The sequence below is a fragment of the Streptosporangium sp. NPDC002607 genome (assembly GCF_053592655.1).
Window position 1 is genome coordinate 131690 of sequence record NZ_JBSFWD010000017.1, and the last position, 25971, is coordinate 157660.

The following is a 25971-nucleotide window of genomic DNA, read 5'->3' on the forward strand; positions in this document are numbered from 1 at the left end:
CCCCCGCGCGTGCGGGGCGGACGGTGGGAACAAGGCCCAGGATCTGCTGGACACGGGATCACCCCCGCGCGTGCGGGGCCGATCCGACCACTCAGGACTATGAACCGACTGTGGGTGGATCACCCCCGCGCGTGCGGGGCCGACCGCTGGTTCAGAGACCCTCACCCGCTCGACCCAGGATCACCCCGCGCGTGCGGGGCCGACGACCCCAAAGCGATGCCTGATGACGAGATGCGAGGATTACCCCCGCGCGTGCGGGGCCGACCCCGGCACCGGGGCTCGGATCCGAGAGGTGCAGGGATCACCCCCGCGCGTGCGGGGCCGACTGGTACGCCTTGAGCCCATCGGGGGTGTCGAGGATCACCCCCGCGCGTGCGGGGCCGACACTTCGTGAGCTGCGGCTTTGTGGGCGTGGGGGCCGGTTTTTATCAAGTGCATGCGGCAGGAACCGCCGATCTTGATCGTAGTTGGCGGGGGAGTGTGAGGCCAGGCGATCTGCTGATTCTGGGGGCCGTGTCGATCATTGTGGCCTCTTTGGGCGTACGAGTTGTTCCGGCCCCGGAAATGTCGGTGCTGGGCAATACGGTCTCCCGCACACGGTCATGGACCGGCTACCCGCGGGAGGGGCGATGCGCTGGGTCTGGGGGAAGGCGGGGAAGGGGGACATCCCGCATCCGTTGATCTGTCACATGATCGATACGGCGCATGTCGCGCTCCGGTTGCTTGAGGTGGGGCTGCCGGGGTCTTTTGGTGGCAGGCTCGGCAGAGGGGTTGAGGAGCCCGCCGTACGGCTGGCGATTGCGTTCGTCGCGGGTGCGCATGACATCGGCAAGTGCTCGTGCTGGCAGATGAAGCGTGACGACCTCCTTCCCATAGAGGCGCCGTCGCGGATTCCGCAGGTGCTCTGGGAATCCCTGGGAGGGAAGGTCCCGCATGGGTTGATGACCGATGTTCATCTGCGTGACTGGCTCGTTCGGCAGTTCGGGCTCGCCCCTGCCACGGCGGATCTGCTCGCTGTCGCGGCCGGTGGTCACCACGGTGAGTTCTTCAACCCTGGACGTCGTGACTTGCTGAAGAATGCCAGCGGTGACGGGATGGTGCTGGGCGGGGCCGACTGGGCTCGGCTCCGTGACCAGTTGCTCGGCGAGCTTGCGGAGCGCCTGGGGGTCGACGACACGTCGCTGTCCGGCTGGGAGCCGGACGTCCCCGGTGCGGTGCTTCTCGCCGGGCTGACAGCCGTGAGCGACTGGATCGCCTCGGACGAGCACCTGTTTCCGTACGTCGGGGCGGAGGCCGATCTCGACGACTACGTGAAGGCCAGCAGGAAGCAGGCCGAGAAGGCGATCGACGCGCTGGGGTGGGCGCGGTGGCGACCCGCTCAGCGGGCGCTTCCGGACCTCCTGCCCAAGGACGCGCAGCCTCGCGCCGCCCAGCGGACGGTCATGGAGATGGCCGGCGAAGGCATGTTCGACGAGCCGGGCATCGTGATCGTCGAGGATGCGATGGGCGGTGGGAAGACCGAGATCGCGCAGTACGCCGTGGCCGAATGGAGCCGGAGGCTTGGGCTGAGCGGTTTCTTCTTCGCTCTCCCCACCCAGGCGACCAGCAACCAGATGCTCGACCGGCTGCAGACCTTCCTCGGCCTGCACTCGGCCTCGGACGCACTCCTTCACCTGGTGCACGGGGCGGCCGGGCTCAACGACGAGTTCCTCAAGCTTCTTGCGCAGGACGACCCCCGCGTCCGCGCACAGATCACTCCGTCCGGCATCCACGCTCAGGACGGCCGGAAGGCGACCGGCGACGCCGGGGTGGACGTGTCGGCCTCCCGGTGGTTCACGGCCCGGCGGAGAGGGCTTCTCGCTCCTTGCGGGGTGGGCACCGTGGACCAGATCCTCCGGGCCGGATTACGGATCCGGCACAACGCCGTCCTGCACTTCGGCCTGGCGGGCAAGGTGGTCGTGATCGACGAGGTGCATGCCTACGACCTCTACATGTCCACGATTCTCGACCGGGTCCTTGAGTGGCTGGGCCGTCAGGGTGTCCCGGTGGTGCTGCTGTCCGCCACGCTTCCGTCTCGCCGACGGCTGGAGTTGATACGGGCCTGGCAGCGAGGTGCCGGCAGGGAGAACCTTCCGGCCGCTGAGCCCACAGCAGCAGACAAGGCGCCGTACCCGCTGGTGAGCTGGGGTACGGCCACCGCCCTGAGCTGCCGTCAGCCGGATCCGCCGCAGGACAGTCCGGTCAGCCTGGACTTCGGCCACGTGCACGACAGGGACGAGGAACTGGCCCAGTGGCTGGCCACGGTGACCGCTGACGGCGGGTGCGTGGCGGTGATCCGTAACACGGTGGGCCGGTCCCAGTCGCTCTACCGGGCGTTACGCAAGGCGCGCGTCCCGAAGAGAGACCTGATCCTCTTCCACGCGCGCTTCCCCCACGCCCGGCGGCACGAGCTGGAGCGGCAGGTGCTGCGGCTGTTCGGGAAGAAGGGAAGGCGGCCCAAGAGAAAGATCGTCATCGCCACCCAGGTGGTCGAGCAGAGCCTCGACATCGACTTCGATCTCATGGTCACCGACCACGCGCCCATCGACCTCCTTCTCCAGCGGGCCGGTCGCCTGCACCGCCACGAGCGTGCACCGGAGGCCAGGCGCGGCTTCGTCGTCCCCACGCTCGTCGTCACCGGCGTGACAGGTGTCGACCCGGTCGACTTCCCAGAGGAGAGCAAGATTGTTTACGGCGCCCGTCTGCTCATCGCATCCTGGTACGCGTTGAAGAACCTCCGGGAGAAGGGGCGAGCGGAAATCAACCTGCCCGGCGACATCCGTACGTTGACCGAGGAGGTCTACGGCGAGGACAGGCCATCGAACCTCGGCCCGGCGGACATCGATGCCTATGCGGCGGCGGTCGAGGAGGAAACGAGCAAGCGCGAGGCCGAGGAACTGCTGGCCGGCAACCGGTGCGTCCCCGGTCCCGATGGGGACAAGCTGCACCTGATGACCGAGCTTGCCGAGAACGAGGAGAAGGACTCGCAGGTGACCCGCCTGGGCCTGCCTTCCGTGAACATCGTCCTGCTGGAGGAGGTGAGCGAAGGCGTAGCCCGCCCGGCCACGGGCGGCGATGACTTCTCGCTGAAGAAGAGCCCCAACCGCAGGACGGAGCAAGCGCTCATCCAGTCGTCGCTGTCGGTGTCCACGCCGATCGCGTTCACCAGGGAACTGCTTGGTCGCGAACCCTGCTCGGCTTGGCGCTGGACACCCTGGCTCCGCGATCACAGAGATCTCATCCTGAGAGGCGGTCGGACCCAGGTCGGGAGCTACGAGGTCACCTACGACGAGACCCTCGGACTCCAGGCGAGCAAGCTGACGTAAGGAGCCAAGGCTCCTTCATGACCCCCGCGCTGCGGGGCGTGTTCGGACTCGGGTGCGTGTGCGATCCACGACTCTGGTCCACACCCCGGAAGGGGTTGGGGCCGATCTATACAGCGGTGGGATCGACAGGTCAAGCGGGCAGAGCGGTTCGGCATTCTCAAAGGTTCTTCGCGCCGGGTATCTCTAGCCTGCTCACGTAGATCTTTCTTTGTCTATCCAAGACTCTTTGGAAACAGGAGCATGGAGTCATTCAACCTGGTCGACCAGCGGTGGATGCCCATCCTCGGCCAAGCCGACAACGTCTCCCTGATCGATCTGTTCAGGCAGGCGGACAAGCTGCCGGGGATCGGGGGAGAGTCTCCCACGATGACAGCGGCTCTCTACCGGCTGGCCATCGCTGTGCTCCACCGAGCTCTCAAGCCGATTGACGGCGCCGTCTGGAAGCAGATCTGGCAGGCCAGAGAGTTTCCCATCGAGCAGATCCTCGACTACCTGGGGCCGCTGAGGCATCGGTTCGACCTGTTCGGGGACGAGCCGTTCTACCAGTGCCGCGAGCTCGCGACGGCCCAGCCCAAATCGGCGGCGCTGTTGGTGCCCTGTAAATCGTCCGGAAACAACGTCACACTGTTCGACCACACGACGTCGGACACCCGCGTGACGCTCACCCCCGCCGAAGCCGCTCGCTGGCTGGTCACCGTGCAGGCATTCGACCTGGGCGGGACCAAGACTCCGGGGGCGACGCAGGACAAGTCATCGACCGCTGCCCCCTGCGCTCGCGGAGCGGTCTTTCTGGTGAGAGGGATGACGGTCTTCGAGACCCTCATGCTCAACCTCCCCGCGTACGAGCCAGGGCGGCGGCCGATGAACACCTTGGCCGGAGATGCTCCCGTGTGGGAACGCCCGCAGTTTTCGGCCATGCCCCGCAAGGCGGTCGTGCCAAAAGGCTGGACCGCCCTGCTCACCTGGCAGTCGCGCCGTGTCTGGCTTCGCCGTACCCGGAACGAGGACGGAAGCGTCGCGATCGGCGAGGTCGTCATCTGCCCCGGCGATTCCCTGCACAAGGAATTCCAGCTCAGCCATGTCGATCAGCACATGGCGTTCTACAGCGACAAGGTGACGCCGCTCCGGATCGACCGGGAACGGGCGCTCTGGCGGAGTGCCAACGCGCTGGTCGCGCGCTCGGGCGCTCTCGAACCCCGGGGGGGAGTCCCGCCGAGGACGTTCGCGTGGCTGAGGGAGACGCAGAAGGCCGCGGGACTGAAGCTGCCGCAGCTCATCCCGGTCACCGCCTACGGCCTGGTCAACAAGCAGTCCAAGCTCATCACCTGGGCCGCGGAGGACATCGTGCTCCCCGCACGTCTGCTCGACCCCGCCGAGACGGAGGCCGCTACCGTCCTGGAGTTCGCCCTCCGTACCGCTGAGGAGGTGGGAAGCCTGCTCTTCGAGCAGGCGCGGCGGCTGCGTGGCGAGTTCAAGACCCGCATCGAACTCCAGGAGGAGAAGAAAAGAGACTGGCGGCCGGTCCAGCTCGCCAGTTACTGGGCCGCTCTCACTCCCGAGTACGACCGCCTGGCTCACCTGCTGGCCGAGGGAGAGTACGAGGAGGCGAAGCGGTCGTGGAGGCGTGCGGTGGAGGCCGCCGCGACCAGCGCGCTCAACCGGATGCTGGCCACCGGCACCACCAGCACGCGGAACCTCGCCATCCGCGCGAAGGTGGCCAACACCGTCACCTTCCGGCTCCGCAGAGCCCTCACCACACTCGATGCCGCCCCTGGAGTGACCGCATGACCAGCGACGATTCTCAGTCCGACCGGTGGGCGGAGCGTTTCGCCGGTGCTCTCAAGGCACTCGTGCAGGCGAGAGGAGGTAAGGGGGACCTGGGAGCGCTGGCCGAGCTGCGCCGTTACAAGACGGGTCAGCTTCCCTCAGTCGGAGCCGTTTCGCCTCTCCTGGCCGTACTGCCGGACTGGGTCACCGAAAAGCAGATGGCCGATGTTTTCCTTACTGCCGGGCTTTTCGCCGACCACCGCGAACACTCCTCCGCGCACCGCAGCCTCGGAGCCTCCCTCGGCGTGTACAGGGCGCAGAAGCACGGCGACGTCGACTCCTGTCCCACGGATACCCGTCTCAAGGTCCTGCTCGGATCCCCTCGGGCGGGTCTCGACCACCATCTCCGCCAGGCCGTCACGTTGCTCGACGGTATCTCGATCAACTACGCGCAGCTTCTCCGTGACGTTCTCAACTGGGAGAACACCCAGTTCCGCCATGACGGGCTCACCTACGGGGAGAGCGTCCGCCTGCGCTGGCTCCGCGACTACGACCGCCTGGCACACACGGCATACGCCCGATCCGTCAGCCTCTCCGGCGACGAGGAGACATCATGATCATTGAACTGCACATCCTCCAGTCCTTCGCTCCGTCGAACCTGAACAGGGACGACAGCGGCGCGCCCAAGTCGGCCGTCTTCGGTGACGTGCGCCGGGCCCGGATCTCCAGTCAGTGCCTCAAGAGGTCGGCCCGCCTCCTCCTGCCGGACTACGGCATCACCACCGGCAAGCGGAGCAAGGACTTCGCGGACAAGGCCGCGGAGCTTCTCGCGGATCGGGGGCACGACCTCGCCGAGGCACGCACCGTGGCCGGTGCGGCCCTGGAGGAGCTGGGGCTGCCGACCGACAAGGACAACAACAGCAAATACTCGCTCTTCCTCCGTTCCAATGCGGTGGAGCTCCTCGCGGAGGTGTGCGACAGCAACTACGACGCGCTGCTCGCCCTCGTCCCGCAGAAGGCGAAGGAGGCAAAGGAGACGAAGGCCGGCGCCGCCAAGGCCAAGAGCAAGAAGAAGACCGAGATCGCCGGGCTGTACGACTTGATCGACGCCTCCAAGGCCGTCGACATCGCCCTGTTCGGACGCATGATCGCGAACAACAAGGACTTCAGCGTGGACGCGGCCAGCCAGGTCGCCCACGCCATCTCCACTCACGCGGTCGCGGGCGAGTACGACTACTTCACCGCCGTCGACGATCTGCAGCGAGACGGCGACAGCGGTGCGGACATGATCGGGACCGTCGAGTTCAACGCGGCCTGCTACTACCGCTACGCCAACCTGGACCTGGTGCAGTTCAGCAAGAACCTGCCGGAAGACCCCGACCTCGTCCACCATGCGGCTCGCGCCTGGCTCCAGGCGTTCATTCACGCGATCCCCAGCGGCAAGCAGAACTCCATGGCGGCGCACAACCCGCCCTCGCTGATCCTGGCCGTCGTCCGCCGGCACGGTGTCTGGAACCTGGCGAACGCGTTCGCCGACCCGGTCAAGGGCACCTTCCAGAAGGGCATCATCCAGGCGTCCGCCGATGCGTTCCTGAGCCAGTTCGACCGGATCGCCACCGCGTACGGGGACGAGAACATCGTCGCCACCCGGCTTCTCTCCATCGACGCCAAGGTGGACACCGGGCTGACGCAGGTCCGCACGGTGACCGAGCTGGTCGACGACATCACCCGGGCACTGGCATGAGCACCGCGACGCTCCTGCTCGGCCTCGACGCGCCACTCCAGTCCTGGGGAGTGCAGTCGCGTTTCGAACGCCGTGACACCGGCACCGAGCCCAGCAAGTCAGGCATCGTCGGCCTGCTGGCCGCCGCGCTCGGAGTGCCTCGGGACGGTGACATCAGGCACCTGGCCGCCTTCGGCATGGCCGTCCGCTGTGACCGTGAGGGGCAGGTGGAACGTGACTATCACACCACCCAGAACGTCCCCACCACCGATGGCAAGTCGTCCCGAACCATCGTCTCCGAGCGGCACTACCTCGCCGACGCCTGCTTCCTCGTGGCGTTGGAAGGCTCGGCCGAGCACATCGAGCAGGCGGCGGAAGGTCTCGCCAAGCCGGTGTTCCCGCTCTTCCTCGGCCGGAAGGCATTCGCCGCTCCACCGGATCTGTTCCTCGGGCTGACGGACCTGCCCGCCACGGAGGCGATCAGGAAACACCCGTGGCTCGAACGGCGAGCGCAGGCCGTCAGGAAAGCGCGTCACGACGCCGAATCGGGGAAGCCACAGATGCTCCGGATCAGCTGCGACAGCGAGCCGAGCCCGAGCGCCCACCTGCGGCACGACCATCCGGTCTCCTTCGCCTGGGGCAACCGGCAGTTCGCCCCCCGCTACGTCCGTACGGATTTCGTGCCCCTTACCCTCGACCTGCTGCCCAGTCTCAAGGAACAGGCATGCACCTGAGCCGCCTCGCCCCCAACCTGATCTCTCCCGATGTCCTGCGCGATCTGGCCGACCTCCAGCAGGTGCATCGACGCGTCATGGAGGGCTTCGGCGAGGCTGAAGGCCCCGGCCGTCTGGCCCATGGCGTCCTCTGGCGCTGGGACGCGGATCCCGGGCGACCTCCGGTGCTCTACGTGCAGTCGGTGACCCCACCCGACTGGTCCAGGCTGCCCGCCGGTTACCTTGCGGAGCAGGCCAGGACCCGGGACCTCAGCGAGATACGGGACATCCTGCATGCGGGCCGTCGATTCTCGTTCCGGCTGGTCGCCAGCGCGACCCGGAGCATCCCGAGCGAGCGGATTTCCGAAACGGACAGGCCACGCGGCAAGCGCGTTCCCATCGGCGGCTCCGAGGGGCAGCTCCAGTGGCTCGACCAGCAGGGCGAGCGGCACGGCTTCCTGATCGAAAAGAGCGGTTCGGGGAGGGCGGACATCCGGGTCAACACCTTGCCTCGGGGGAGCGGGCGTCGGGCCAAGGGGCAGGTGACCGTGACGCCGGTGCGCTTCGAAGGCCGCCTCGTGATCACCGACCCCGATGCCTTCTGGGCGGCCTTCACCACGGGCATCGGCCGGGCGAAAGCCTACGGCTGCGGCCTTCTCACCCTGGCACGGCCATGAGGAAGCTCTTTGATCCGAGGATGTCGGCCGCCAAGTCCCACTCAAAGGAGGCCAGGTGACGAACGCCGCGATGCTGCGCAGACTGTGGCCGGAGTTGGTGCTACCGCCGCCCGTCCGTGCTCTCTGGGTCGCTCGCTTCCCCGAACTCCAGCGTCAAGCCGCCTAGTAGGGCCTGGTCGGCTTTGGACGCGACAGCGTGTCGGCCCCTTGAATTGGTGTCCTGCTCTTCGATGAGCGCATTACCTCAGTTGTTCGCTCTACCTGCTGAATGATCGCAGGGACGATCGCGATTCGAAATGGTCGCTGTAGCCGTCAGGATCAACTGGAGACCCGCGCGGGCTGTATGGCCGAATCTGCGGTATTGACGGTTTTGCTGCTGCCCCGGTCGACCGCCTGGGCGATCAGGAGTCCGGCGAAGGCCAGTACCGCCATCACAGTGCGTGCCGTGTGCAGGTTCCACCAGCGTTCGCGGGCATCCGCCCAGCCGGTCGGCGGCTGATCGGCATTCCAGGAGTTCGCGAGCTGATTGAGCGGCTCCAGCTGGGTCACCGAGAGCACGATCGTGCCCGTCACCAGCAGCAGGGCGGCGATGCTGAGTCCGAAGACGAGCCAACCACGCTGGTACGACAGTACGCACGTCGCCAGGAGCAGTGCGAGGCAGGTGAGCAGGAGCACCGGCATGGCGCGGCCGTAGTCGGTGTTGAGTGCCTGCCAGTACCGCACGTAGGCGGGTCCGGGCAGCCCACGCAGCGACGGAGCGAGCACGGTGAAGAAGACACCGCCGGCGAACAGGCCGAGTAATAACGTCGCCGTCGTTCGAACGATCTCCAGCAGCAAGGGACGCATGCTCGTCCACCTCCGGTACTGAGCCTTACAAATTGGCTAGATCAGCACCATTTCATTTGAATATGTTCTAGTCAATACTCTGGCACGATGGTTCCCGATGAGCGAGAAACCCAAGCGGCGATACGTCAGCGACCTGCGGCGTCAGAATGCCGAGGCGACCCGGCTGCGGATCGCCGAGGCCGCCCGGACACTCATGCTGGAGCGTGGCTATGCCGCTACGACGATGGCCGACGTGGCGCAGGCCGCAGGCGTCGTCGTGCAGACCCTGTATTCGGCCTGCCCCGGCGGCAAGCCCGGCTTGGCGAAGGTCGTCTACGACGTCACTCTGGCCGGCGACGCGCAACCCATCCCGCAGAGCGCCCGCCCGCAGGTGCAGGCGATCATCGCCGAGCCTGATCCGGTACAGAAACTGTCCATGTTCGCGGCGATGGCTGTGATGATTTTTCAACGCGTCGGCCCGGTGCATCGCGTGCTGCGCGCCGCTGCAGCCGCCGATGCCGGATTGAGTGACCTGTTGGCAAGCACCGAACAGCAGCGATTGGTAGGCAGCCGGGGCCCGGCCGAGGATCTGGCCGCGATCGGCGCGCTGCGCATCGGGCTGACCGTCGAGCGGGCCGCCGATCAGATTTACGCCTTGACCTCGTTCGAGCTGTTCGAACGGTTTACCGAGATCTGCGGCTGGAGCGTGGGCGACTTCCAGGACTGGCTGGCCCTGATACTGGCCGAGGCCCTGCTCGAACCGGCCAAACGTGAATGGCGCTGAGGAAGTGCCGGGCGCTGCGCCGTCTGCTTGGCGTTCCGAATCTACGGCATCCAAAAGGAGAGCTGGGCGAACCCAGATGGACTGACGGCCCGAGAGGTCATGGAGTTCTTCCCCCTCGGCTCTCACCACGGAGCAGAGTAACCAAATGATCGATTGCTTCGAAGCGGGGTTTGATGGGTACCTCCGCTCGCAGGTAGACAGGGGTCAGGCCCGCCGGAGCGAGGCGGGCCAGACGACGATGTCGGGCTGCAGGGGGTGGTCGGCGTTCTGGAGGCCGACGGCCGCGAGACCGCCCGTGAGCCCCGACGCCGTACGGTGCAGCCAGAGGGCCGGGGCGTGCGGTCGTGTGGCCAGGTCCGGGGTGTCGACCAGGCCGTCGAGCTCCACGGTGACGGAGGACTCGGTGACGCGCAGCCCGGTGATCGCATGTTCGGTGGAGTTCCACCTGGCGGTGCCGGAGGCGTCCGGGGCGATCGACAGGAACAGCGGCACCGCCCCCGAGGGCAGGTCGAGGCTTCCCGACCACTCGCCGCCGACCTCGGCGGCCGGTGCGGAGAGCAGCTCGCCGTCGGGTGAACCGTCGGCGCGTGTCAGCGGTGTGAAACCCGGCAGCAGGGCGGCCAGGATGTCGTTGGTCACCGAGATCAGCAGTTCTCTGCCGCTCTGGACGTTGGCCAGGGCCGCGATCACGATCCCCGTGGTGGGGACCGCGACCAGGTAGGCGGCCACCCCGCCCATGCTGCCGCCGTGGAAGGCGATGGACAGATCACCGTGGCGCCGCACGCCCCAGCCGATCCCGTAGCCGTCGGCGCCGGGCCACGGCGCGGTGGGACGGTGGCTGGCGGCAAGCGCCTCGGCGGGCAGGGCGCTCATGCCGCCCGCGTGCGCGAGCCCGAAACGGAGCAGGTCCCGGACGCTGCACCAGGCCTCCGCCGCCGCGCCGTGCCCGGTGACGTAGGGCGGGTACGCCGAGCCCGACGAGGTGTGGCGCCGGGCGGCGTCGAGGCCGCCGTCCGGCTCACCGAACCGGGCCGACCGCATCTCCAACGGTTCGAAGACCAGCTCGGACAGCGCGTCCGCCAGCGGAGAGCCGGTGACCTCCTCGATGATCGCGCCGAGCAGCTCGTAGCCGACGTTCGAGTAGGTCTGCCGGAGCCCCGGCGGGAACACGACGCGGGCGTAGGCTCGCAGCAGGTCGTTCTTGCTCGGCGCCCGATCGATCTCGTCGCCGTAGAAGAACCTGAGGAACGTCGGGAAACCACCGGTGTGGTTGGCGACCTGCCGGAGGGTGGGGACCGTTCCGTGGCCGGGCAGCGGCCGGTAACGCGACACCGGGGCGTCCAGATCGAGTGCGCCATGTTCGGCCAGGACGGCCAGTGCCGTGCCGACCATGGGCTTGGTGACGGAGGCCAGGCTGAAGGGGGTGTCGACCGTGGCGGCAACGCCGTCCTCGACCGACGCCAGCCCGAACGCGGCTTCGAGCACGGTCGTCCCGTCGGCCGCGACGGCGAGCGCGGCTCCGGGCACCTCGCCCGAGTCGCAGGCATCGCTCAGCCGGCGAGACGCCTGAAGAACGAGTGCGCTGATCCGGTCATCGAGCATCATATTCTCCCATTCCTGCCTTACAGCCTGTGTGGGGTCAACATCGGGCAAACCAACCTATCGATCTACCGGGCCGGTCCCGTGGGCCGGCTCGTTCGACCGAGGCATGGCGCTGAGGTCGCCGCCGCCGGTACGCACTGCTCGCCCAAGCCCTGTCGCACGAACCGCAAGCCTGGGAGTGTTCCCGGTCCTCTCGGATCCCGAAGCCCATCACATCCCCTCAACGGGGTGTCGCGACGACCACTGGAACGCCTGGCCTTTAAATGGTCAACTCCTCCGTGTCGGGTGGGTGGGCCGCTCTACTATCTGGCTCCCAGGGGTTGGGGGACGGGGGAGCCGGTGAGCGAGTGGAGTTTGGCCTCGGGGGTCTACAACCCCGTGGTGACTGTGGACGGGCAGCGGTGGCGGGACTTCGAGCTGGAGTTTCAGGTGCCGGCGGCGGCGGTGCCCCGGGAGCGGGAGCGGATGCGCTGGGGGCCGGCCCGGCTGGACCAGTGCCGGCCGTACGGGGTGGCGGGCGGCCTGGCCAGGCCCGACCCGCAGACCGAGGAGGACATGCTGCGGGCCGTCCCGGTCACCGAGCAGGGCACCCCGCGCCGCTTCCCCGACCCGCGCGGCATGTGGATCAGGCTGATCAACGGGACCGGGCCGGCCGACGACCCGTTCCGGGCCACCAACGCGATCGACTGCGCGCTGTCGGTGCTCTCCACCTGGTACGGAGCCCCGGCGGTGGCCGCGCCCCGGCGGCCCGAGTACGACCGGGTCGGCAGGCCGCTGCTCAGCGGCGAGGCCGGGGGAGTGGCCAGGGCGGAGCGGTGGCTGGGACAGCGCTTCCAGTACGTGGGGCAGGGGCGCCACGCCTACCTCCCGATCGCGCAGGCGCTGCTGGCCGGGGGGCACGGCTCCTCGGCCATGGTCGTCAACCGCTGGCCGGCCGGGGGCAGCCACGCGTGGAACGCGGTGAACTTCGACGGCGAGGTGATCTGGATCGACGGGCAGCGGGGGCACATGGCGGTGGAACCGCCGTACGAGTCGGTGACCGGCGTGTTCTGCGTCGTGATCGACAGGGAGGGGCGGCGGCTGTGAACCCGGACCAGGCCAGGGCGGTGGCGGAGGAGTACTTCAACGGCGTCCGTAGCGCAGGCGCCGCCGTCGAAATCAGGATTTATGCCTTTCAAGAGGGCTATGTCGCCTGGGCGAATGAGCCCGACTCCGACGATCCCAGCGTGCTGCCCGACACCGTCGGCTCCGGGTGCGTGGTCATCGACAGGGCCACCGGCGAGATCGTCATCCGGCCGCTGCTCAACCCCGAGACGGTGGCGGAGCAGTGGCCGGGACGCCGCCCCCGATAACGAAGACGTCCCGGCCACCATGCTCAACCTGCCCCGTCGGGCCGGATCGGAAAACGCCCTGCTCATCCGGCTCGGGCCGCCCGGCAGGACTTCGGATCGTCCCGGCCGTGCTCGGACTCGCGCGACGCTTGCGATCCGGCCCGGCCGCGCTCAGCCGCTCGCGAGCGAACCCACCACCGAGGCGCGGGCCGCGCGCCGCGCGGGCAGGACCGCGGCGAGCACCCCGGCCAGGCCGGACAGCGCCACGAACGACAGGATCTGCGGCACCGGCAACTGGAAGATGACGTTCTCGGTCATCGTCCGCGCGGCGGCCCAGCCGAACCCGATGCCCAGCACCACGCCGACCAGCGCGCCGATGAGCCCCAGGACCAGCGCCTCGACCGAGAGCATCCGCCGCAGCTGGGGCCTGGTCAGGCCGAGCGCCCGCAGCAGCGCCGACTCGCGGGTGCGCTCGTGGACCGACAACGAGAGCGTGTTGGCGATGCCCAGCAGGGAGATGAGCACCGCCAGGCCGAGCAGCCCCGTGATGATCATCAGCATCATGTCGAGCGCCTCGTCGAACTCGCCCCGTACCTCCGTCGAGCTGGCGACCTTCGCCGTCGGGTACGGCCGCGTCGCCGCCTCGACGGCCAGCAGCGCCCGGTCGGGATCCACGCCGTCGGAGTGGTTGACGATCACCCGGCTGTCGCCCACCTCGCCGAAGTAGCGGTCGAACTCCCGCTCCGGCACCGTCACACCGGAAAGGCCCGACTCCCGGTTGGAGACGCCCACGATCGACAGCTCGACCGCACCCGCCTTCGCCGTCCGCACGGTGACCCGGTCACCGACCCCGACCTTGAGCCGCTCGGCGACGTGGTCCGCGACCAGCGCCGTACCCGGCACGAGCCGGCCGACCGAGCCCGCGTCCAGCTTCGGGACGAAACCCGGAGCCGGGGTGAACGTTCCCACCTCGTATTTCTCGTCCCCGGTCGCGAGCCTGGCGGTGCTTGACCGGAACGCGACGACCGCGGTCAGCTCCGGCCTGGTCCGCAGGTCCTCGGCGATCGCCCGGGGCAGCTCCGAGCTGCGATCCTGGCTCTGCACCAGGTAGTCGATCGGGAACTGCTCGTCGAGCTGATGGGCGTAGGTCACCCGGATGGTGCCGGTGAGGACGGAGATGACGGTCATCAGCGTCACGCCCACGGTGAGCGCCACCGTGGTGGTCGCCGACCGCTTCGGGTTACGCCGGGAGTTGTCCACGGCCAGCCTGCCCGGCACCCCGAAGAGCCTGGCCGGAACCCAGCCCGCGAAGGCGGACAGCGGCTTCACGATCACCGGGCCGAGGGTCAGCACCGCCAGGAAGACGAGCGAGCAACCGGCCATGACCACGACGAGCGCGGTCTCGCCGGGCTCCATGGCCATGCCCGCCGCGGTGATCCCCGCGCCCGAGACCAGGAAGAGCGCCGCGAAGATCATCCGTACCAGGCCGGCCCTGAAGGTCTGCTCCTCGGCCTGCGAGCGCAGCGCCGCGATCGGCGCCACCCGCGTCGCCGACCTGGCGGGCAACAGCGCCGCGCCGACCGTGACGGTCAGGCCGATGACCAGTCCCAGAACGATCGTACGAGGCGTCAGGGAGGCCGCGACCGACGGCAGCGGCGCGCCGACCGCGGTGAGCACGGCCAGCGCTCCCGCCCCCATCCCGTAGCCGAGCAGCAGGCCCAGCACCGACGACAGCAGGCCGACCACCGCCGACTCCAGCACGATCGAGCCGAAGACCTGCCCGCGTGTCGCCCCGATACAGCGCAGCAGCGCCATCTCACGGGTCCGCTGGGCCACCAGGATGTTGAAGGTGTTGTAGATGACCAGCGCGGCCACGAACATCGCCACCACGCCGAACAGCAGCAGACCCAGGGTGAGGAACTCGCTGCTGGCACCGTTGGCCTTGGCCAGGTCCGCCGCGTACCGCTCACCGGTCTTGACCTGGTGATCCGCCCCCACGACCGCCGCGACCGAGGCGCGCAGCGTCTCCTGGGAGACCCCCTCGGCGGCGGCGACGTCGATCTCCCGGAACCCCTGCTGCCCGGTCATCTTCCTGGCCGTGCCGGTGGTGTAGCCGACCGCGCCGCTGTACCCGATCTCCTGGTCCAGGCCGATGTCGAACAGGCCCACCAGGGTGAACTCGTGCCTGACGTTCTCCGAGTCGAGCACCGCGATGGTGTCGCCGACCTTGAAGCCACGAGTCCTGGCCGTACCCTCGTCGAGCACCGCCTCCTTCGCGGTCCTCGGCGCCGCGCCGCTGACGATCGAGGTACGGTTCAGCGCGCCCTCGGGCAGGGAGATCCCCACCGTGGGATAGTCACCGGCCGCCTTGCCGTCCTTGCCGATCAGGGCGGACGTGCCCCGCACCAGCCCCTGGGCGTCGGCGACACCTTCCGTGGCGCGGATCCTCTCCAGGGTCGCGTCGGAGACGACCGGCGCCTCACCGCCCTTGTCCGGCAGCGGGAGCACCGCGACGTCGATCCGGTCGGCCGCCGCCGCGAACTTCTGGGTGAAACCCGCCTCGATGGTGTCGGTCAGTACGAACGTCCCCGCGATGAAGCCCACCCCCAGCGCGATCGCCAGCGACGTCAGCATCAGGCGCAGCCGGTGCGCGCGCAACCCGGCCAGCGTCGTCCTCAGCACCTCACGCCTCCAGCTTCATCAGCGTGTCCAGCACCGACTGCGGCGTCGGCCCCACCAGCTCACTGACCAGCAGGCCGTCACGGAGGAAGACCACCCGGTCGGCGTAGGAGGCAGCCACCGGGTCATGGGTGACCATCACGATCGTCTGGTCGAGCTCACGCACCGACGTACGCAGGAACGACAGCACCTCGGCACCGCTCCGCGAGTCCAGGTTGCCGGTGGGCTCGTCGGCGAAGATGACCTGTGGCCCGCTGATCAGGGCGCGGGCGACCGCGACCCGCTGCTGCTGGCCGCCGGACAGCTCGGCGGGCTTGTGCCCCAGCCGGTCGCGCAGCCCCACGGTCGCCACGACCAGGTCGAACAGCTCGGGGTCGGCCAGCCGCCCGGCGATCTCCAGCGGGAGCCGGATGTTCTGCTCGGCGGTCAGCGTCGGCAGCAGGTTGAACGCCTGGAAGACGAAGCCGATCCGCTCGCGGCGGAGCAGGGTGAGCTGCCTGTCGTTGAGACCGGTGAGCTCCACGTCCCCGATGCGCACCTGCCCGCCGCTCACCGTGTCCAGCCCCGCCAGGCAGTGCATCAGCGTGGACTTACCCGACCCCGAGGGCCCCATGATCGCGGTGAAGGCGCCGGACGAGAACGAGACGTCCACGCCGCGCAACGCGTGCACGGCGGTGTCCCCCCGGCCGTACACCTTCGTGAGACCCCTGGCCGTCACGGCCGGCTCCGCGCCTTTTCCACGCGCGCCCCACGCGCCGACCTCTCCGGTGATGGTCACGGCAGTTCTCCTCAACAACGTATGGCGTTATGACGCACCAAACGCTATTGATGGGGAAAGTGGGATCCATCAGGCTTTAGGCCTGACCTGCGGTGCGGTGGAGGGCGTCCAGAGGGGGACATGCGCCACCTCCGTCGTAGTACGACCTCGGCCATTCGGCCGAGGTGACCGGGGCCTCACGCGGGCCTGAGCCTCACTTCCATCGGGGCCCGCCCACGCCGGAGGTCACTTCCGCGGGTATCTGATCTTGAGGCGGCCCAGGCCGACCGTACCGGTGACGCGCAGCGTCGGCGCGTCCGGAAGGCCCGGATCGGTGGCCTTGTTGCTGATCGTGCCCATGTTCGTCGTCAGCGTGTCGACCCACACGGTCCACCCGCGCGGCACGATCACCCGGATCTCCCCCATCCCGCAGGTCGCCTCCAGCAGCACCTCACGGTGCGAGCACACCGCCCCGGTGAAGTCGATCTTCACCCTGCCCGAAGCGCAACTCGCCACGATGTGCGCGGGCACCACCCAGTGACCCGTCCGCTGCGCCAATCCGTGCTTCGTCCGCAGCTCCAGAACCCCGCTGCCACCCGGTACGGCAGGCGACGAGTTTCCCGGCAGATCCGAGGTCAGCGCCCTCAGGTCGTCGTACGTCCTGGCGGACTGCGCCTGCTCGATCCGCTCCTCCAGCTCCTCCAGCGTGAGCCGCCCGTCTCCCGCGGCCACGCGTAGCTGCTCGATGACCGCGTCACGGTCGGCATGCGATGCGCGGAGCCGACCACTGAGATCCGTCATGTGACGATGCTAATCGGCCGAATGTGGAGTTACGAGCCCGGATTCATAGGCATACACAACGACCTGTGCCCGATCCCGCAGGCCCAGCTTGGCCAGCACCCGGCCCAGATGCGTCTTGACGGTCGCCTCCGCCAACTCCAGCCGACCGGCGATCTCCATGTTCGACAACCCCCTCGCCACCAGCACCAGCACCTCACGCTCCCGCGCCGTCAACCCCGACAGCGCGGCCGACTCGGCCACCCCCGCCGAGGGAAGATGCACCGTGAACCGCTCCAGCAACCGCCGCGTCGTGCTCGGCGCCACCACCGCGTCCCCGCTGTGCACCGAATGGATCGCACTCACCAGATCGGCGGGCGGCACATCCTTCAACAGGAACCCCGACGCACCCGCTTTCAACGCCGCGAACGCGTACTCGTCCAGATCGAACGTGGTCAGGATCAGCACCCGAGGCCCTCCGGCCACCGAACAGATCAACCGCGTCGCCTCCACCCCGTCCATGACCGGCATCCGCACATCCATCAGCACCACGTCGACCTCGACCGCCCGCACCGCCTCCACCGCGGCGGCCCCGTTGCCCGCCTCCGCGACGACCTCGATACCGGGATGGGCGCCGAGCACCATCCGGAACCCGGTACGCAGCAACTCCTGATCGTCGACCAGCATCACCCGAATCACCCGGTCGCTCACCGCTCCACACCCGTTCTGCTCTCCACGGGACACGCCCGACCGTTCTCCACCGAACGCACCCGATCGCCACCACACCCGACCCGGACGCCCACTCTCAAGCCGCCCGACCCGTCCCGGCCTCACCGATCGGCAGCCGCGCCACCACCCGGAAACCGCCACCGGGACCGGGCCTCGCCTCCACACTCCCACCGAACAGCGCGACCCGCTCCCGCATGCCGACCAGGCCGTGCCCGCCCTCACGCCGCGGCGCCGCGGCACCACGACCGTCGTCGGTCACCCGCAACAGCAACTCCCGCACGCCGTACTCCATCTCCACCACGGCCCTGCTCCCCGGACCGCCGTGCTTGAGAGTATTGGTGAGCGCCTCCTGCACGATCCGATAGACGGTCAACTGCTCCCCCTCAGGAAGCTTCCGCGGCACCCCGAGCACCCGAAACTCCACCGGCAGCCCGGACGCACGCACCCGCGCCACCAGATCGTCCAACTGCGACAGGCTCGGCTGCGGAGCGTACTCCTCCTGCACACCATCGGCCCGCAACACACCCACCATCCGCCGCATCTCCGCCAGCGCCCCGCGCCCCGTCGCCGAGACCGCCCGCATCGCCTGACGCGCCTGCTCCGGATCATGCTCGATCGCATAACCCGCCCCGTCCGCCTGAACGATCATCACGCTCACATTGTGCGCGACCACATCGTGCAGCTCACGGGCGATCCGAGCCCGCTCCGCCGCCGCCGCCAACCGGGCCTGCTGATCACGCTCCCGCTCCGCCCGCTCGGCCCGCTCCTCCAACCCCTCCAGATAGCGGCGACGGGTGTTCGCGTAGATCCCCGCGATCCAGATCGCCACCGCGAACGCCGAGGCCGTGGCGAAGGCACTCACATCGAGTTCCGGCGCCAACCGCGCGAACGCCAGAGCCAGCCCCAACTCCACCACCAGACCCGCGCCGACCGCCCAGCGCAGCGGGCGCCGCGACGCCACACCGTACATGGCGACGAGCACCGAGATATTGAAGAACAAGGGCTGCACACCGAGAAGCCACTGCAGGAAACAGGTCAGCGAGATGATCACGAAGACCGTGACGGGACGCTGCCGCAACCAGAGCAGCGGCACGAACAGCAACAACCCCAGCCCCGCGAACCCCCACGACCCAAGCCTCGTCGTTCCCAACGCCACCAGGTCACCCGTCCCGACGGCCCAGACATTGAGCACCGAGATCAGCAGGAACGGGCTCAGCCACAGCGCGTCCGTAATCCCGGGATGGCGCCTGCTCCAGGCGCGTAATCTGCCGAACACACCACCACGATACGTATACGCAGATCACCGCCCTTCCCCCTGAAGGGGGAGCCCGATGTACGACCCAGGTCGCACATCCGGCACGACTTACAGAGCCTTTACGGCCCCTGCGGCACCATGGTTTATGGGAGCACCCTCCGGGGTGAGTAAAGGGAGACAGTTTGTGATGATCAGTCACAACGACGCTGGGTCGCGCGGCATTTAGACCACGCCGCGCGACCTGACGTTTTCCCCGTTCCCCCCGCCACACCTGATGGAGCCGCCACATCGGATACCGCTCCGCGCCCGCTCGGATGCTTCGGTGATCTCACCCGAATCACCCGGTTACCCGCGCGGATCCACAGGGTTTTTCCCGTCCAGCGGTGGACATCGTGCCGTTCCGGGCGACGCCGGTCCCACGAGCGGTCGACCGGAGCTCACACGGGTGACTCACCGAAGCCGTCTCCCACGGCGAAGCCACCCGAACGTGCATCCCCGGCCTCACCCGCCACACCGGACGCGGCGGCACGGTCTTCCGCGAGGACGGATTCGCGCAGCAATTGAATGGCTCTGCGTATGACCGCAGATCTCGACGCGAAGCGTCTTTCGGTCCGGCAATATTCTATGAAGAATGAATCCTGGGCCGATATTGTTATGCTGGTGTCCATCGACTTCGTGTCGACCGGTTGGCTTTGAATTGTTTTGTGGGGTCGACGGGATTCGAACCCGCTCTGGACGGTACCTAAAACCGTGGCCTCTGCCGTTGGGCTACGACCCCTATTCTTGCCTGCGAAATTCTCTGTCTGTGAATGGCAATTGGGGCAGAGAAAGCGCAGGTTTTCTTTTCTGTTGTCCAGCCAGTTGCCATTGATATGGTCAACGTGCAGTGTCAATGCCTGACCTTGCCGGGCGCCCTCGATCCTACAGCCCGCGCAGCGGTATGGCATCCCGATCTCGATCAAGCTGCGCCTGAGCTGCCCGGGGTCTGGGCGAGGGCTGCCCTCCGATCGTATGGCGAGAACCTGTTCCGGGCGACTGCGTCGTGGGGAGGGCTTCCCTCTGTTGGGGGAGACCCTGCGAAAGTGCGACGTGTCGATTCCGAAGCGCTTCAGCTGGCGGCTGATGTGGGCGTGGTTGCCGCCCGCGATGGTGATGCCGAGGCGGCGGAGGACGTCGGCGATGCTGAGGGAGTCGGCCGCGGCCTCCGCCAGCATTTCGGGGGTGTATTTGTATTTGACGGGCACGCGTCAAGTCTAGGTAACGGGTACGACAATTCTCGACGCGTGCCCATGTCATGATAAATGGCTAAAAAAGGGATTTAATCGACGCCGAGTTCGCGGCGGAGCCGGGCCACGTGGCCGGTCGCCTTCACGTTGTAGAGAGCCTTCTCGATCTTGCCGTCGGCGTCGATGACAAAGGTGGAGCGGATGACCCCGACCGTCGTCTTGCCGTACATCATCTTCTCCCCGTAGACGTCGTAGGCCTTGTGGACCTCCAGCGCGGGGTCGGACAGGAGCGGGAAGGTCAGGGCGTCGCGCTCGACGAACTTGGCGAGCTTGGCGGGGGTGTCCTTCGAGACGCCGAGCACGGTGAGGCCGGCCGAGCCGAGCGAGGCCAGGCTGTCGCGGAAGTCGCAGGCCTGTTTGGTGCAGCCCGGGGTCATCGCGGCGGGGTAGAAGTAGAGGATGACGCGCCTGCCGCGGTACTGCTCAAGCGACACGGTGGTGCCGTCGGCGGCCGGAAGCGTGAAGTCCGGGGCGGCGTCGCCCGGCTCGAGTTTCATGATGTCCCTCCGAGGAATGGTTCCCAGGTCAACTTACCGGCCTGTCCGAAGTGCCGTGGGTGGGCCGGACCTGACAGACTGATCGATGTCAAGGAGTAGGGGAGGAGAGCCATGGCGGACACCGATCCCGCGGAGTTGGAGCGGCAGATCGAGCGCACGCGCGCGGAGTTGGCCCAGACGGTGGACGCCATCGCGGACCGGGTGAACCCCAAGCGGGTCGCGGAGCGTGGCGTGGCGAAGGTCAGGGCGAATGCCGAGCATTTTGTCGCCCAGGTCGGTGATCTGGTGGGCGGTGTGGCGGGGCCGAGGCCGGTCAGGGCCGAGGGCGAGCCTGAGGACCTGTGGGCGGACGACCGGCCTGAGCTGGCGCCGATCCTGATCGGCGTGGGTACGCTGCTGGCGGTCAGTGCGGTGATCATGTTGTGGCGGCGCCGTCGCCGGTGATCGGCGGCCCCGAATTGAGTAGGGGTTTACTCATGTGCCCTTTTCCTTGCTCGCGGAATATTGCGAGCAAGGAAAAGGGAGGGTAAATCCGTGAAAAGCATCATTCGCGCTGCGGTCGCGGTGGCGGCGACCACCGGTCTCATGCTGACGGTGGCTCCGGCCGCCTTCGCGGCGTCGGCGCCGGCGTCGGCCGCGCGTGACTTCGACGACAGCTTCGACCAGGAGTCCAGGAACGGGCTGGCCACGGTCGAGGCCGAATACTCGGTCGAGGGCGACGACGAGGATGAGAACACGTTCGTGCTGCGGGGCGGGCTGTACGACGGTGACCGGCGTTCGCTGGCCCGGGGCGGGCGGTGTGCCTACTTCGAGGTGCAGGCCGCCTCGTCCGATGACGAGGACTGGAATGTCATCAAGCGGGTGAAGCAGTGCGGCTATGACGACACCAAGTACTTCCGCGTCACGGCGCACGATGTCAGCGAGGTGCGGGTGAAGACCTGCCAGATCAGCTACCGGGGTTGGTCCACCTACAAGTGCAGCAGGTGGTACGACCTCGACCTGGGCTTCTAGAGGTTTCCGCTGAGCCCCGTACGGGGGCCTCTCCGGGCGCGGGGCAGCGCGGGCTTCCGGGGCCGGAGGGTGGGGGATGAGACACGAGCGGGCACCCGCCGGTGGGCGAGGTGCCTGCTCCGCGTGCACGGGGGCGGGTCAGAGGAAGGTGCGGCCTTCGCCCCGGTAGGTGGGGACCTCGTCCACGACCCTGTCCCCGTCGATCAGGTGCAGGCCGGCGAAGCGCTCGCAGAGCTCGCCGGCCTTGGCGTGCCTGAACCAGACCCGGTCGCCGGTGCGCAGGTCCTCGGCGGCCGGTCCGACCAGGGGGGTCTGGACCTCGCCGGCTCCCTCGTTGGGGTCGTATCGCAGCCCGCACGGCAGGTAGGGCTGGGGCAGGCGGTCGGCGCCGGGGGCACCGGAGGCCGGGTAGCCGCCGCCGAGGACCGTGACGACGCCGGGTGCGGGGCGGCGTACGACGGGCAGGGCGAAGAGGGCGGCGGGGTGGCCGCCGAAGCCCCGGTAGAAGTCGAACAGGCGGGGGTGGAAGAAGCCGGAGCCGGCGGCGATCTCGGTGATGGCTCTTTCCCTGGCGGTCTTCTCGATGCTGCCGGTGCCGCCGCCGTTGACGAACTCCAGGTCGGTGATCTGGCGGACGGCCTGGACGATCCGGCCCCTGCGGGTGATCAGCTCGCGCTGGGAGCGGGTCTGCATCAGGCGGATGGCCCGGGTGAGGGCGGGCTTGCCGGGGGGGTCGTCGCCGACCCCGGCGATCTGCGCCTCGTACGCCATCAGGCCCACGAGGCGGAATCCGGGGCGTTTGGCGATCTGGGTGGCCAGGTCGGCGGCCTGGTCGCTCTCGCGGATGGGGGAGCGGCGGACGCCCGCCCGGAACCGGCCGCCGAAGGCGAGGTAGCCCGCGTCGATGTCGAGGCAGAGCCGGATCTCCTGGCGGTCGTGGACGCCGGCGACGGCGGAGTCGACGAGGTCGAGGTGGTCGATCCGGTCCACCATGATGGTGATTTCCCGTGCGGCGAGCGGTTCGGCGGCCAGCTCGGCGAGCGCGGCGCGGTCCACCGTGGGGTAGGCGACGAGCACGTTCCGCATTCCGGTGGAGACCAGCCAGAGGGCCTCGGGGAGGGTGAAGGCCATGATCCCGGTGAAGCCGTCCATGGCGAGGATCCGTTCGAGCACGGCCCGGGACCTGATGGACTTGCTCGCGACCCTGATCGGCTTGCCGTGAGCCCGGTGGAGCATTCCCTCGGCGTTGGCGCGCAGGGCGGGCAGGTCGAGGACGGCGAAGGGGGGGTCCAGGTGTGCGGTGGCCCGGTTGTAGCGCTGGAGGTCGTCCATGTTCGCAGGATAACCTGGCTCGAAAGAATATGAGTAGTATTCATGTTGCTGGAGAGGTGCTCAATACTCCCACCAGGAGGGTCCCAAGATCGCGCAAGAGGGCGGTTGATCCCGGCCTCGACCCCGCCGGAACGCGTACACCTGACCGAATGACGACTACTCTCCAGGACGTCCTGGCGGGCTCGGGGAGCACCGGGAGCGCGGGAGGCAGGGCGGCCGAGCAGTTTCAGGACGTCCGCCGCAGGTCGGTGCGGCTGCTTCGGCCGGGGAGAACCCCGGCGGGCGTGCCGGCGGCGCTGGTGGCGTCCGTCGTGCTGTCGGTCTCGGCCTCGGTGACCGTGGGCCTGCTGATGGAGTCGCCCGTCGCGCGAATGCCCTACCGGCGGCTCGTCAACGGGGCCGGCTCGTGGAGCTGGTCGGACCCCGTCGTGTTCGCCATGGCGGTGCTCGCCATGGCGGCGGGCCTGCTGATGCTCGGGCTCGCGGCCCTGCCGGGACGACCCAGGCTGGTGCCGCTGGAGTCGGGAGATCCGCACATGGTGATCGGGATCACCAGGTCCGGGCTCTGCCGCACGCTGGGGGAGGCGGCGGCGTCGGTGGAGGAGGTGAGCGGGGCACGGGTCCGGCTCGCGTCGCGGATCGTCGAGGTCACCGTGTTCACCGAGGCCGAGCGGACCGGGCCGGTGCTGCGCGGGGTGGGCGCGGCGGTGGGCGACCGGATGGCGGGCCTGGGCGCGATGTGCGCGGGCGACGTCGTGGTGCGGCTGCGCAGGCGGAGGGTCAGATGAGACCGTATCTCGGCAACCGGATCGGCCTGGCCGTCACCGGCGCGGTGCTGGTCTGCGCCGGTCTCTACACCTTCCTGCGGGGACGTGGCGACCTGCCCGGTCAGCCGCCCGGGGCCAGGCTCGTGCGCGGGGGGTTCCCCGGCTGGCTGGCCGCGCATCCGTGGCTGGGCTGGCTGGTCGGGCTGCTGCTGGTGGTGCTCGCGCTGCTGGCGGTGCGGTGGCTGCTACACGCCCTGGGCTGGGGACGGTGGGGCGGGCGGACCGGAACGGGGACCGCCATGCTCGCTGTTGCCCTTAAAGAAGTCGAAGGGCTCGTCCGGATTCGGGTCAGGTACGTAAGGCACGAGCGGTTGCGAATCAGTGTGGGCTGCGCGCCGGGGACCGATGTCGGCAGGCTCGTGGCGCGGCTGAACAAGGACGCGGTGGGGAAGGTCAGACGGGCTCTCGGGGAGGTAGAACTCGGCGCGATGGTTCGTCTGCACGTCCGCCGCCGCTGACCTGTCGTACGCCGGCTCCGCGACGGGGCTCGCGTACACCGGCCGCTCGGCGGTCCTGCCGTAGTCCGGTTCGAAGTCCGGTTCCTCCTCCGCCGGTTCCTCGGGGGTACTCTCCTGGTGCCGGACGCCGAAGGCCAGCCCGGCGGCCAGGCAGACCAGCGGGAGCGCGGGCACCACGTAGCGGTGGTCGAAGGCCGCGATGAAGGGCGGCAGGATCAGCAGCATGGTCCCCGCGGCCCAGGGCAGCAGCACCGCGCCGCCGAGCCGCCGCAGCCGCATCAGCACGCCGACCAGGCCGATCAGGCAGATCACCGCGAGGAACGGGCCGCGCACGAAGCCGTACTCCTGGTAACCGCGCAACCAGCCCGCGTACGGCTCGGCCATCGTCGGCGCTCCCGAGACGCCCTGGTAGGCCACGGTCAGCTGCTCGGCGGTCTTCCCCTGCGAGGCGGCCTCGGTGGGGAAGGGGCGCAGCGTGTCGGGGAAGACGTAGGCGCTCTGCGGTCCGGGGGTCGGGTAGACGCGCCGGGTCCAGTCGAAGATGTGGACCGCGTCGTCGAGGCCCGCCCGCAGGAAGTCCAGCGGCTGGGCCTTGATGGCCTGGGTGGCGAAGGCGCCGGCGAGCGCGTCGCGCTCGGCCCAGCCGCCCTTGACCTTGTTCAGCGGTGAGGCGCCGTCCCAGATGTAGACCGGCGGCGCCGCGCGCTGTCCCACCGGTTCGACGGGGCACAGGGCCGCCTCGGGGCCGGTCGGCTGGATCCTGGCGCAGTCGGCGAAGGTCATCGTCCGCGCCCACAGGAAGGTGTTGCCCCGGGTCAGCGCGTAGCTGCCGTGCTCGGATTCGAACCAGGCGGCGTACGAGCCCAGGCCGATGGCGGCGGTCAGGGTCGCGGAGACGACCGCCCGCCACCCGGCCCGGCGGATCACCAGGCAGACCAGCGCCACGGCGATCAGCGGCAGCCCGATGGTCCGGGTGACCGTCGCGGCGGCCAGCAGCAGGCCGGCCAGCGCCGCGACCCAGGCGGCCGGGCGTTGCCGCCACAGCAGCAGGGTGACCGCCAGCACCGCCAGGAACTGGAAGAGCAGGTCCGCCATGACGAGGTGTTCGAGCTGGATCTGGTGGGCGTCCAGCAGCACCGGCAGCGCGGCGAGCGTCGCGCCCCATCCCGGCAGGCGGCCCAGCCTGCGCAGCAGCAGGTAGACGCAGAGCGCCACGGCCAGCCCGAGCAGGTGCTGGACGACGACCACGGCCTGGACGCTGGCCAGCGGCTTGAGGATCCACAGGAACAGCGAGTAGCCCCCGGGACGGGGTTCCAGGGGGCGAGGGTCGAGCCCGGCGTTCAGGTAGACGAAGGAGTCGGCCCAGAACCACAGGGCGGGCCGGTAGCCGAGCACGGCCAGGGCGCGCAGGCAGCCGCCGGCCAGCAGGGCGGCGATGAAGAGCCAGTGTGCCCCGAAGAAACGGAGCACCCGCGAGGCACGGTTCGCCGGGTGCGTTCCCGTTACCACCACGACCTCCCGAGTCCCGCGGACATGGCCACCCAGCATAGGCGCGGGACGGGAGGGGCCCATACGT

At 68.8% G+C, this 25971-nt stretch carries 22 protein-coding genes, 1 tRNA gene, 1 pseudogene and 1 CRISPR repeat array (1 of these 25 running past the window's edge); of the genes and pseudogenes, 12 read left to right on the plus strand and 12 right to left on the minus strand.

The features are described 5' to 3' along the window. Positions 1-141: direct repeats of the CRISPR family, unit length 24 nt; unit sequence GGATCACCCCCGCGCGTGCGGGGC; it begins 128 nt to the left of the window's first position. A 488-nt stretch (positions 142-629) separates the two neighbouring features. From cas3 to cas6e, 6 genes are all read left to right on the plus strand, one after another. Next, positions 630-3365 carry a CRISPR-associated helicase Cas3' gene (gene cas3 / locus ACWD3H_RS20840; RefSeq protein ID WP_451956126.1) on the plus strand — a complete coding sequence of 912 codons (2736 nt, stop codon included), beginning with the start codon at positions 630-632 and terminating at the stop codon, positions 3363-3365. A gap of 240 nt (positions 3366-3605) precedes the next feature. Then, positions 3606-5153, plus strand: a complete 1548-nt coding sequence (gene casA / locus ACWD3H_RS20845; RefSeq protein ID WP_451956127.1) for a type I-E CRISPR-associated protein Cse1/CasA — start codon at positions 3606-3608, stop codon at positions 5151-5153. Continuing rightward, on the plus strand, positions 5150-5749 hold the full coding sequence (gene casB, locus ACWD3H_RS20850) for a type I-E CRISPR-associated protein Cse2/CasB (RefSeq protein ID WP_451956128.1): 600 nt from the start codon (positions 5150-5152) through the stop codon (positions 5747-5749). The genes casA and casB overlap by 4 nt, the downstream gene beginning before the upstream one ends. After that, positions 5746-6876, plus strand: coding sequence for a type I-E CRISPR-associated protein Cas7/Cse4/CasC (cas7e, locus tag ACWD3H_RS20855; protein ID WP_451956129.1), 1131 nt, complete (start codon positions 5746-5748; stop codon positions 6874-6876). The genes casB and cas7e overlap by 4 nt, the downstream gene beginning before the upstream one ends. Beyond that, on the plus strand, positions 6873-7589 hold the full coding sequence (gene cas5e, locus ACWD3H_RS20860; RefSeq protein ID WP_451956130.1) for a type I-E CRISPR-associated protein Cas5/CasD: 717 nt from the start codon (positions 6873-6875) through the stop codon (positions 7587-7589). The genes cas7e and cas5e overlap by 4 nt, the downstream gene beginning before the upstream one ends. After that, entirely contained in the window at positions 7580-8245 is a 666-nt protein-coding gene (cas6e, locus tag ACWD3H_RS20865) for a type I-E CRISPR-associated protein Cas6/Cse3/CasE (protein ID WP_451956131.1), read from the plus strand. The genes cas5e and cas6e overlap by 10 nt, the downstream gene beginning before the upstream one ends. 318 nt (positions 8246-8563) lie before the next feature. Here the strand turns inward: cas6e and ACWD3H_RS20870 are convergent, their stop codons facing one another. After that, positions 8564-9091 carry an anthrone oxygenase family protein gene (locus ACWD3H_RS20870; protein WP_451956132.1) on the minus strand — a complete coding sequence of 176 codons (528 nt, stop codon included), beginning with the start codon at positions 9089-9091 and terminating at the stop codon, positions 8564-8566. Between the two features lie 97 nt (positions 9092-9188). Here ACWD3H_RS20870 and ACWD3H_RS20875 point away from each other — a divergent pair, with 97 nt between their 5' ends. Continuing rightward, entirely contained in the window at positions 9189-9854 is a 666-nt protein-coding gene (locus ACWD3H_RS20875; protein WP_451956133.1) for a TetR/AcrR family transcriptional regulator, read from the plus strand. A 204-nt stretch (positions 9855-10058) separates the two neighbouring features. On the opposite strand, the gene ACWD3H_RS20880 is transcribed toward ACWD3H_RS20875, so the two are convergent. After that, the gene (locus ACWD3H_RS20880) at positions 10059-11459 is read right to left on the minus strand and encodes a serine hydrolase domain-containing protein (RefSeq protein WP_451956134.1); all 1401 of its coding nucleotides are present in this window, start codon (positions 11457-11459) and stop codon (positions 10059-10061) included. 336 nt (positions 11460-11795) lie between these two features. On the opposite strand from ACWD3H_RS20880, the gene ACWD3H_RS20885 reads away from it, so the two are divergent. Continuing rightward, complete coding sequence (locus ACWD3H_RS20885) at positions 11796-12542, plus strand: toxin glutamine deamidase domain-containing protein (protein ID WP_355616486.1); 747 nt, start codon at positions 11796-11798, stop codon at positions 12540-12542. Further along, entirely contained in the window at positions 12539-12808 is a 270-nt protein-coding gene (locus ACWD3H_RS20890; protein ID WP_350924817.1) for a hypothetical protein, read from the plus strand. The genes ACWD3H_RS20885 and ACWD3H_RS20890 overlap by 4 nt, the downstream gene beginning before the upstream one ends. Before the next feature lie 150 nt (positions 12809-12958). Here ACWD3H_RS20890 and ACWD3H_RS20895 read toward each other — a convergent pair whose 3' ends face one another. The 8 genes and pseudogenes from ACWD3H_RS20895 to bcp form a co-directional block, all read right to left on the minus strand. Continuing rightward, positions 12959-15469, minus strand: a complete 2511-nt coding sequence (locus tag ACWD3H_RS20895; protein WP_451956135.1) for an ABC transporter permease — start codon at positions 15467-15469, stop codon at positions 12959-12961. Position 15470: 1 nt separating this feature from the next. Beyond that, positions 15471-16244 (minus strand): ABC transporter ATP-binding protein, encoded by a 774-nt coding sequence (locus tag ACWD3H_RS20900; RefSeq protein WP_350924822.1) that lies wholly within the window; start codon positions 16242-16244, stop codon positions 15471-15473. 225 nt (positions 16245-16469) lie between these two features. Continuing rightward, a complete protein-coding gene (locus tag ACWD3H_RS20905; RefSeq protein ID WP_451956136.1) occupies positions 16470-17024 on the minus strand; it encodes a DUF1707 SHOCT-like domain-containing protein in 555 nt (184 codons plus the stop codon). Between the two features lie 9 nt (positions 17025-17033). Continuing rightward, on the minus strand, positions 17034-17699 hold the full coding sequence (locus ACWD3H_RS20910; RefSeq protein WP_451956152.1) for a response regulator: 666 nt from the start codon (positions 17697-17699) through the stop codon (positions 17034-17036). 106 nt (positions 17700-17805) lie between these two features. Further along, positions 17806-19005: a sensor histidine kinase gene (locus ACWD3H_RS20915; protein WP_451956137.1), complete on the minus strand. Its 1200-nt coding sequence runs from the start codon at positions 19003-19005 to the stop codon at positions 17806-17808. 684 nt (positions 19006-19689) lie between these two features. Further along, positions 19690-19762: transfer RNA gene (locus ACWD3H_RS20920), tRNA-Leu, on the minus strand. 28 nt (positions 19763-19790) lie between these two features. Beyond that, positions 19791-20198, minus strand: a pseudogene (locus ACWD3H_RS20925) (HNH endonuclease signature motif containing protein); the annotation flags it as partial. 104 nt (positions 20199-20302) lie between these two features. Further along, a complete protein-coding gene (gene bcp / locus ACWD3H_RS20930; protein ID WP_451956138.1) occupies positions 20303-20767 on the minus strand; it encodes a thioredoxin-dependent thiol peroxidase in 465 nt (154 codons plus the stop codon). A 111-nt stretch (positions 20768-20878) separates the two neighbouring features. Between bcp and ACWD3H_RS20935 the strand changes: the two genes are divergently transcribed. After that, positions 20879-21211 carry a DUF3618 domain-containing protein gene (locus ACWD3H_RS20935; protein ID WP_355559254.1) on the plus strand — a complete coding sequence of 111 codons (333 nt, stop codon included), beginning with the start codon at positions 20879-20881 and terminating at the stop codon, positions 21209-21211. A gap of 90 nt (positions 21212-21301) precedes the next feature. Then, a complete protein-coding gene (locus tag ACWD3H_RS20940) occupies positions 21302-21778 on the plus strand; it encodes a hypothetical protein (protein WP_451956139.1) in 477 nt (158 codons plus the stop codon). A gap of 138 nt (positions 21779-21916) precedes the next feature. On the opposite strand, the gene ACWD3H_RS20945 is transcribed toward ACWD3H_RS20940, so the two are convergent. Further along, the gene (locus ACWD3H_RS20945) at positions 21917-23110 is read right to left on the minus strand and encodes an amino acid deaminase/aldolase (protein ID WP_451956140.1); all 1194 of its coding nucleotides are present in this window, start codon (positions 23108-23110) and stop codon (positions 21917-21919) included. 149 nt (positions 23111-23259) lie between these two features. On the opposite strand from ACWD3H_RS20945, the gene ACWD3H_RS20950 reads away from it, so the two are divergent. Beyond that, positions 23260-23898, plus strand: a complete 639-nt coding sequence (locus ACWD3H_RS20950) for a DUF6286 domain-containing protein (RefSeq protein ID WP_350924836.1) — start codon at positions 23260-23262, stop codon at positions 23896-23898. Between the two features lie 224 nt (positions 23899-24122). Here ACWD3H_RS20950 and ACWD3H_RS20955 read toward each other — a convergent pair whose 3' ends face one another. Continuing rightward, positions 24123-25904 (minus strand): hypothetical protein, encoded by a 1782-nt coding sequence (locus tag ACWD3H_RS20955; protein WP_451956141.1) that lies wholly within the window; start codon positions 25902-25904, stop codon positions 24123-24125. Between the last annotated feature and the right edge of the window lie 67 nt (positions 25905-25971).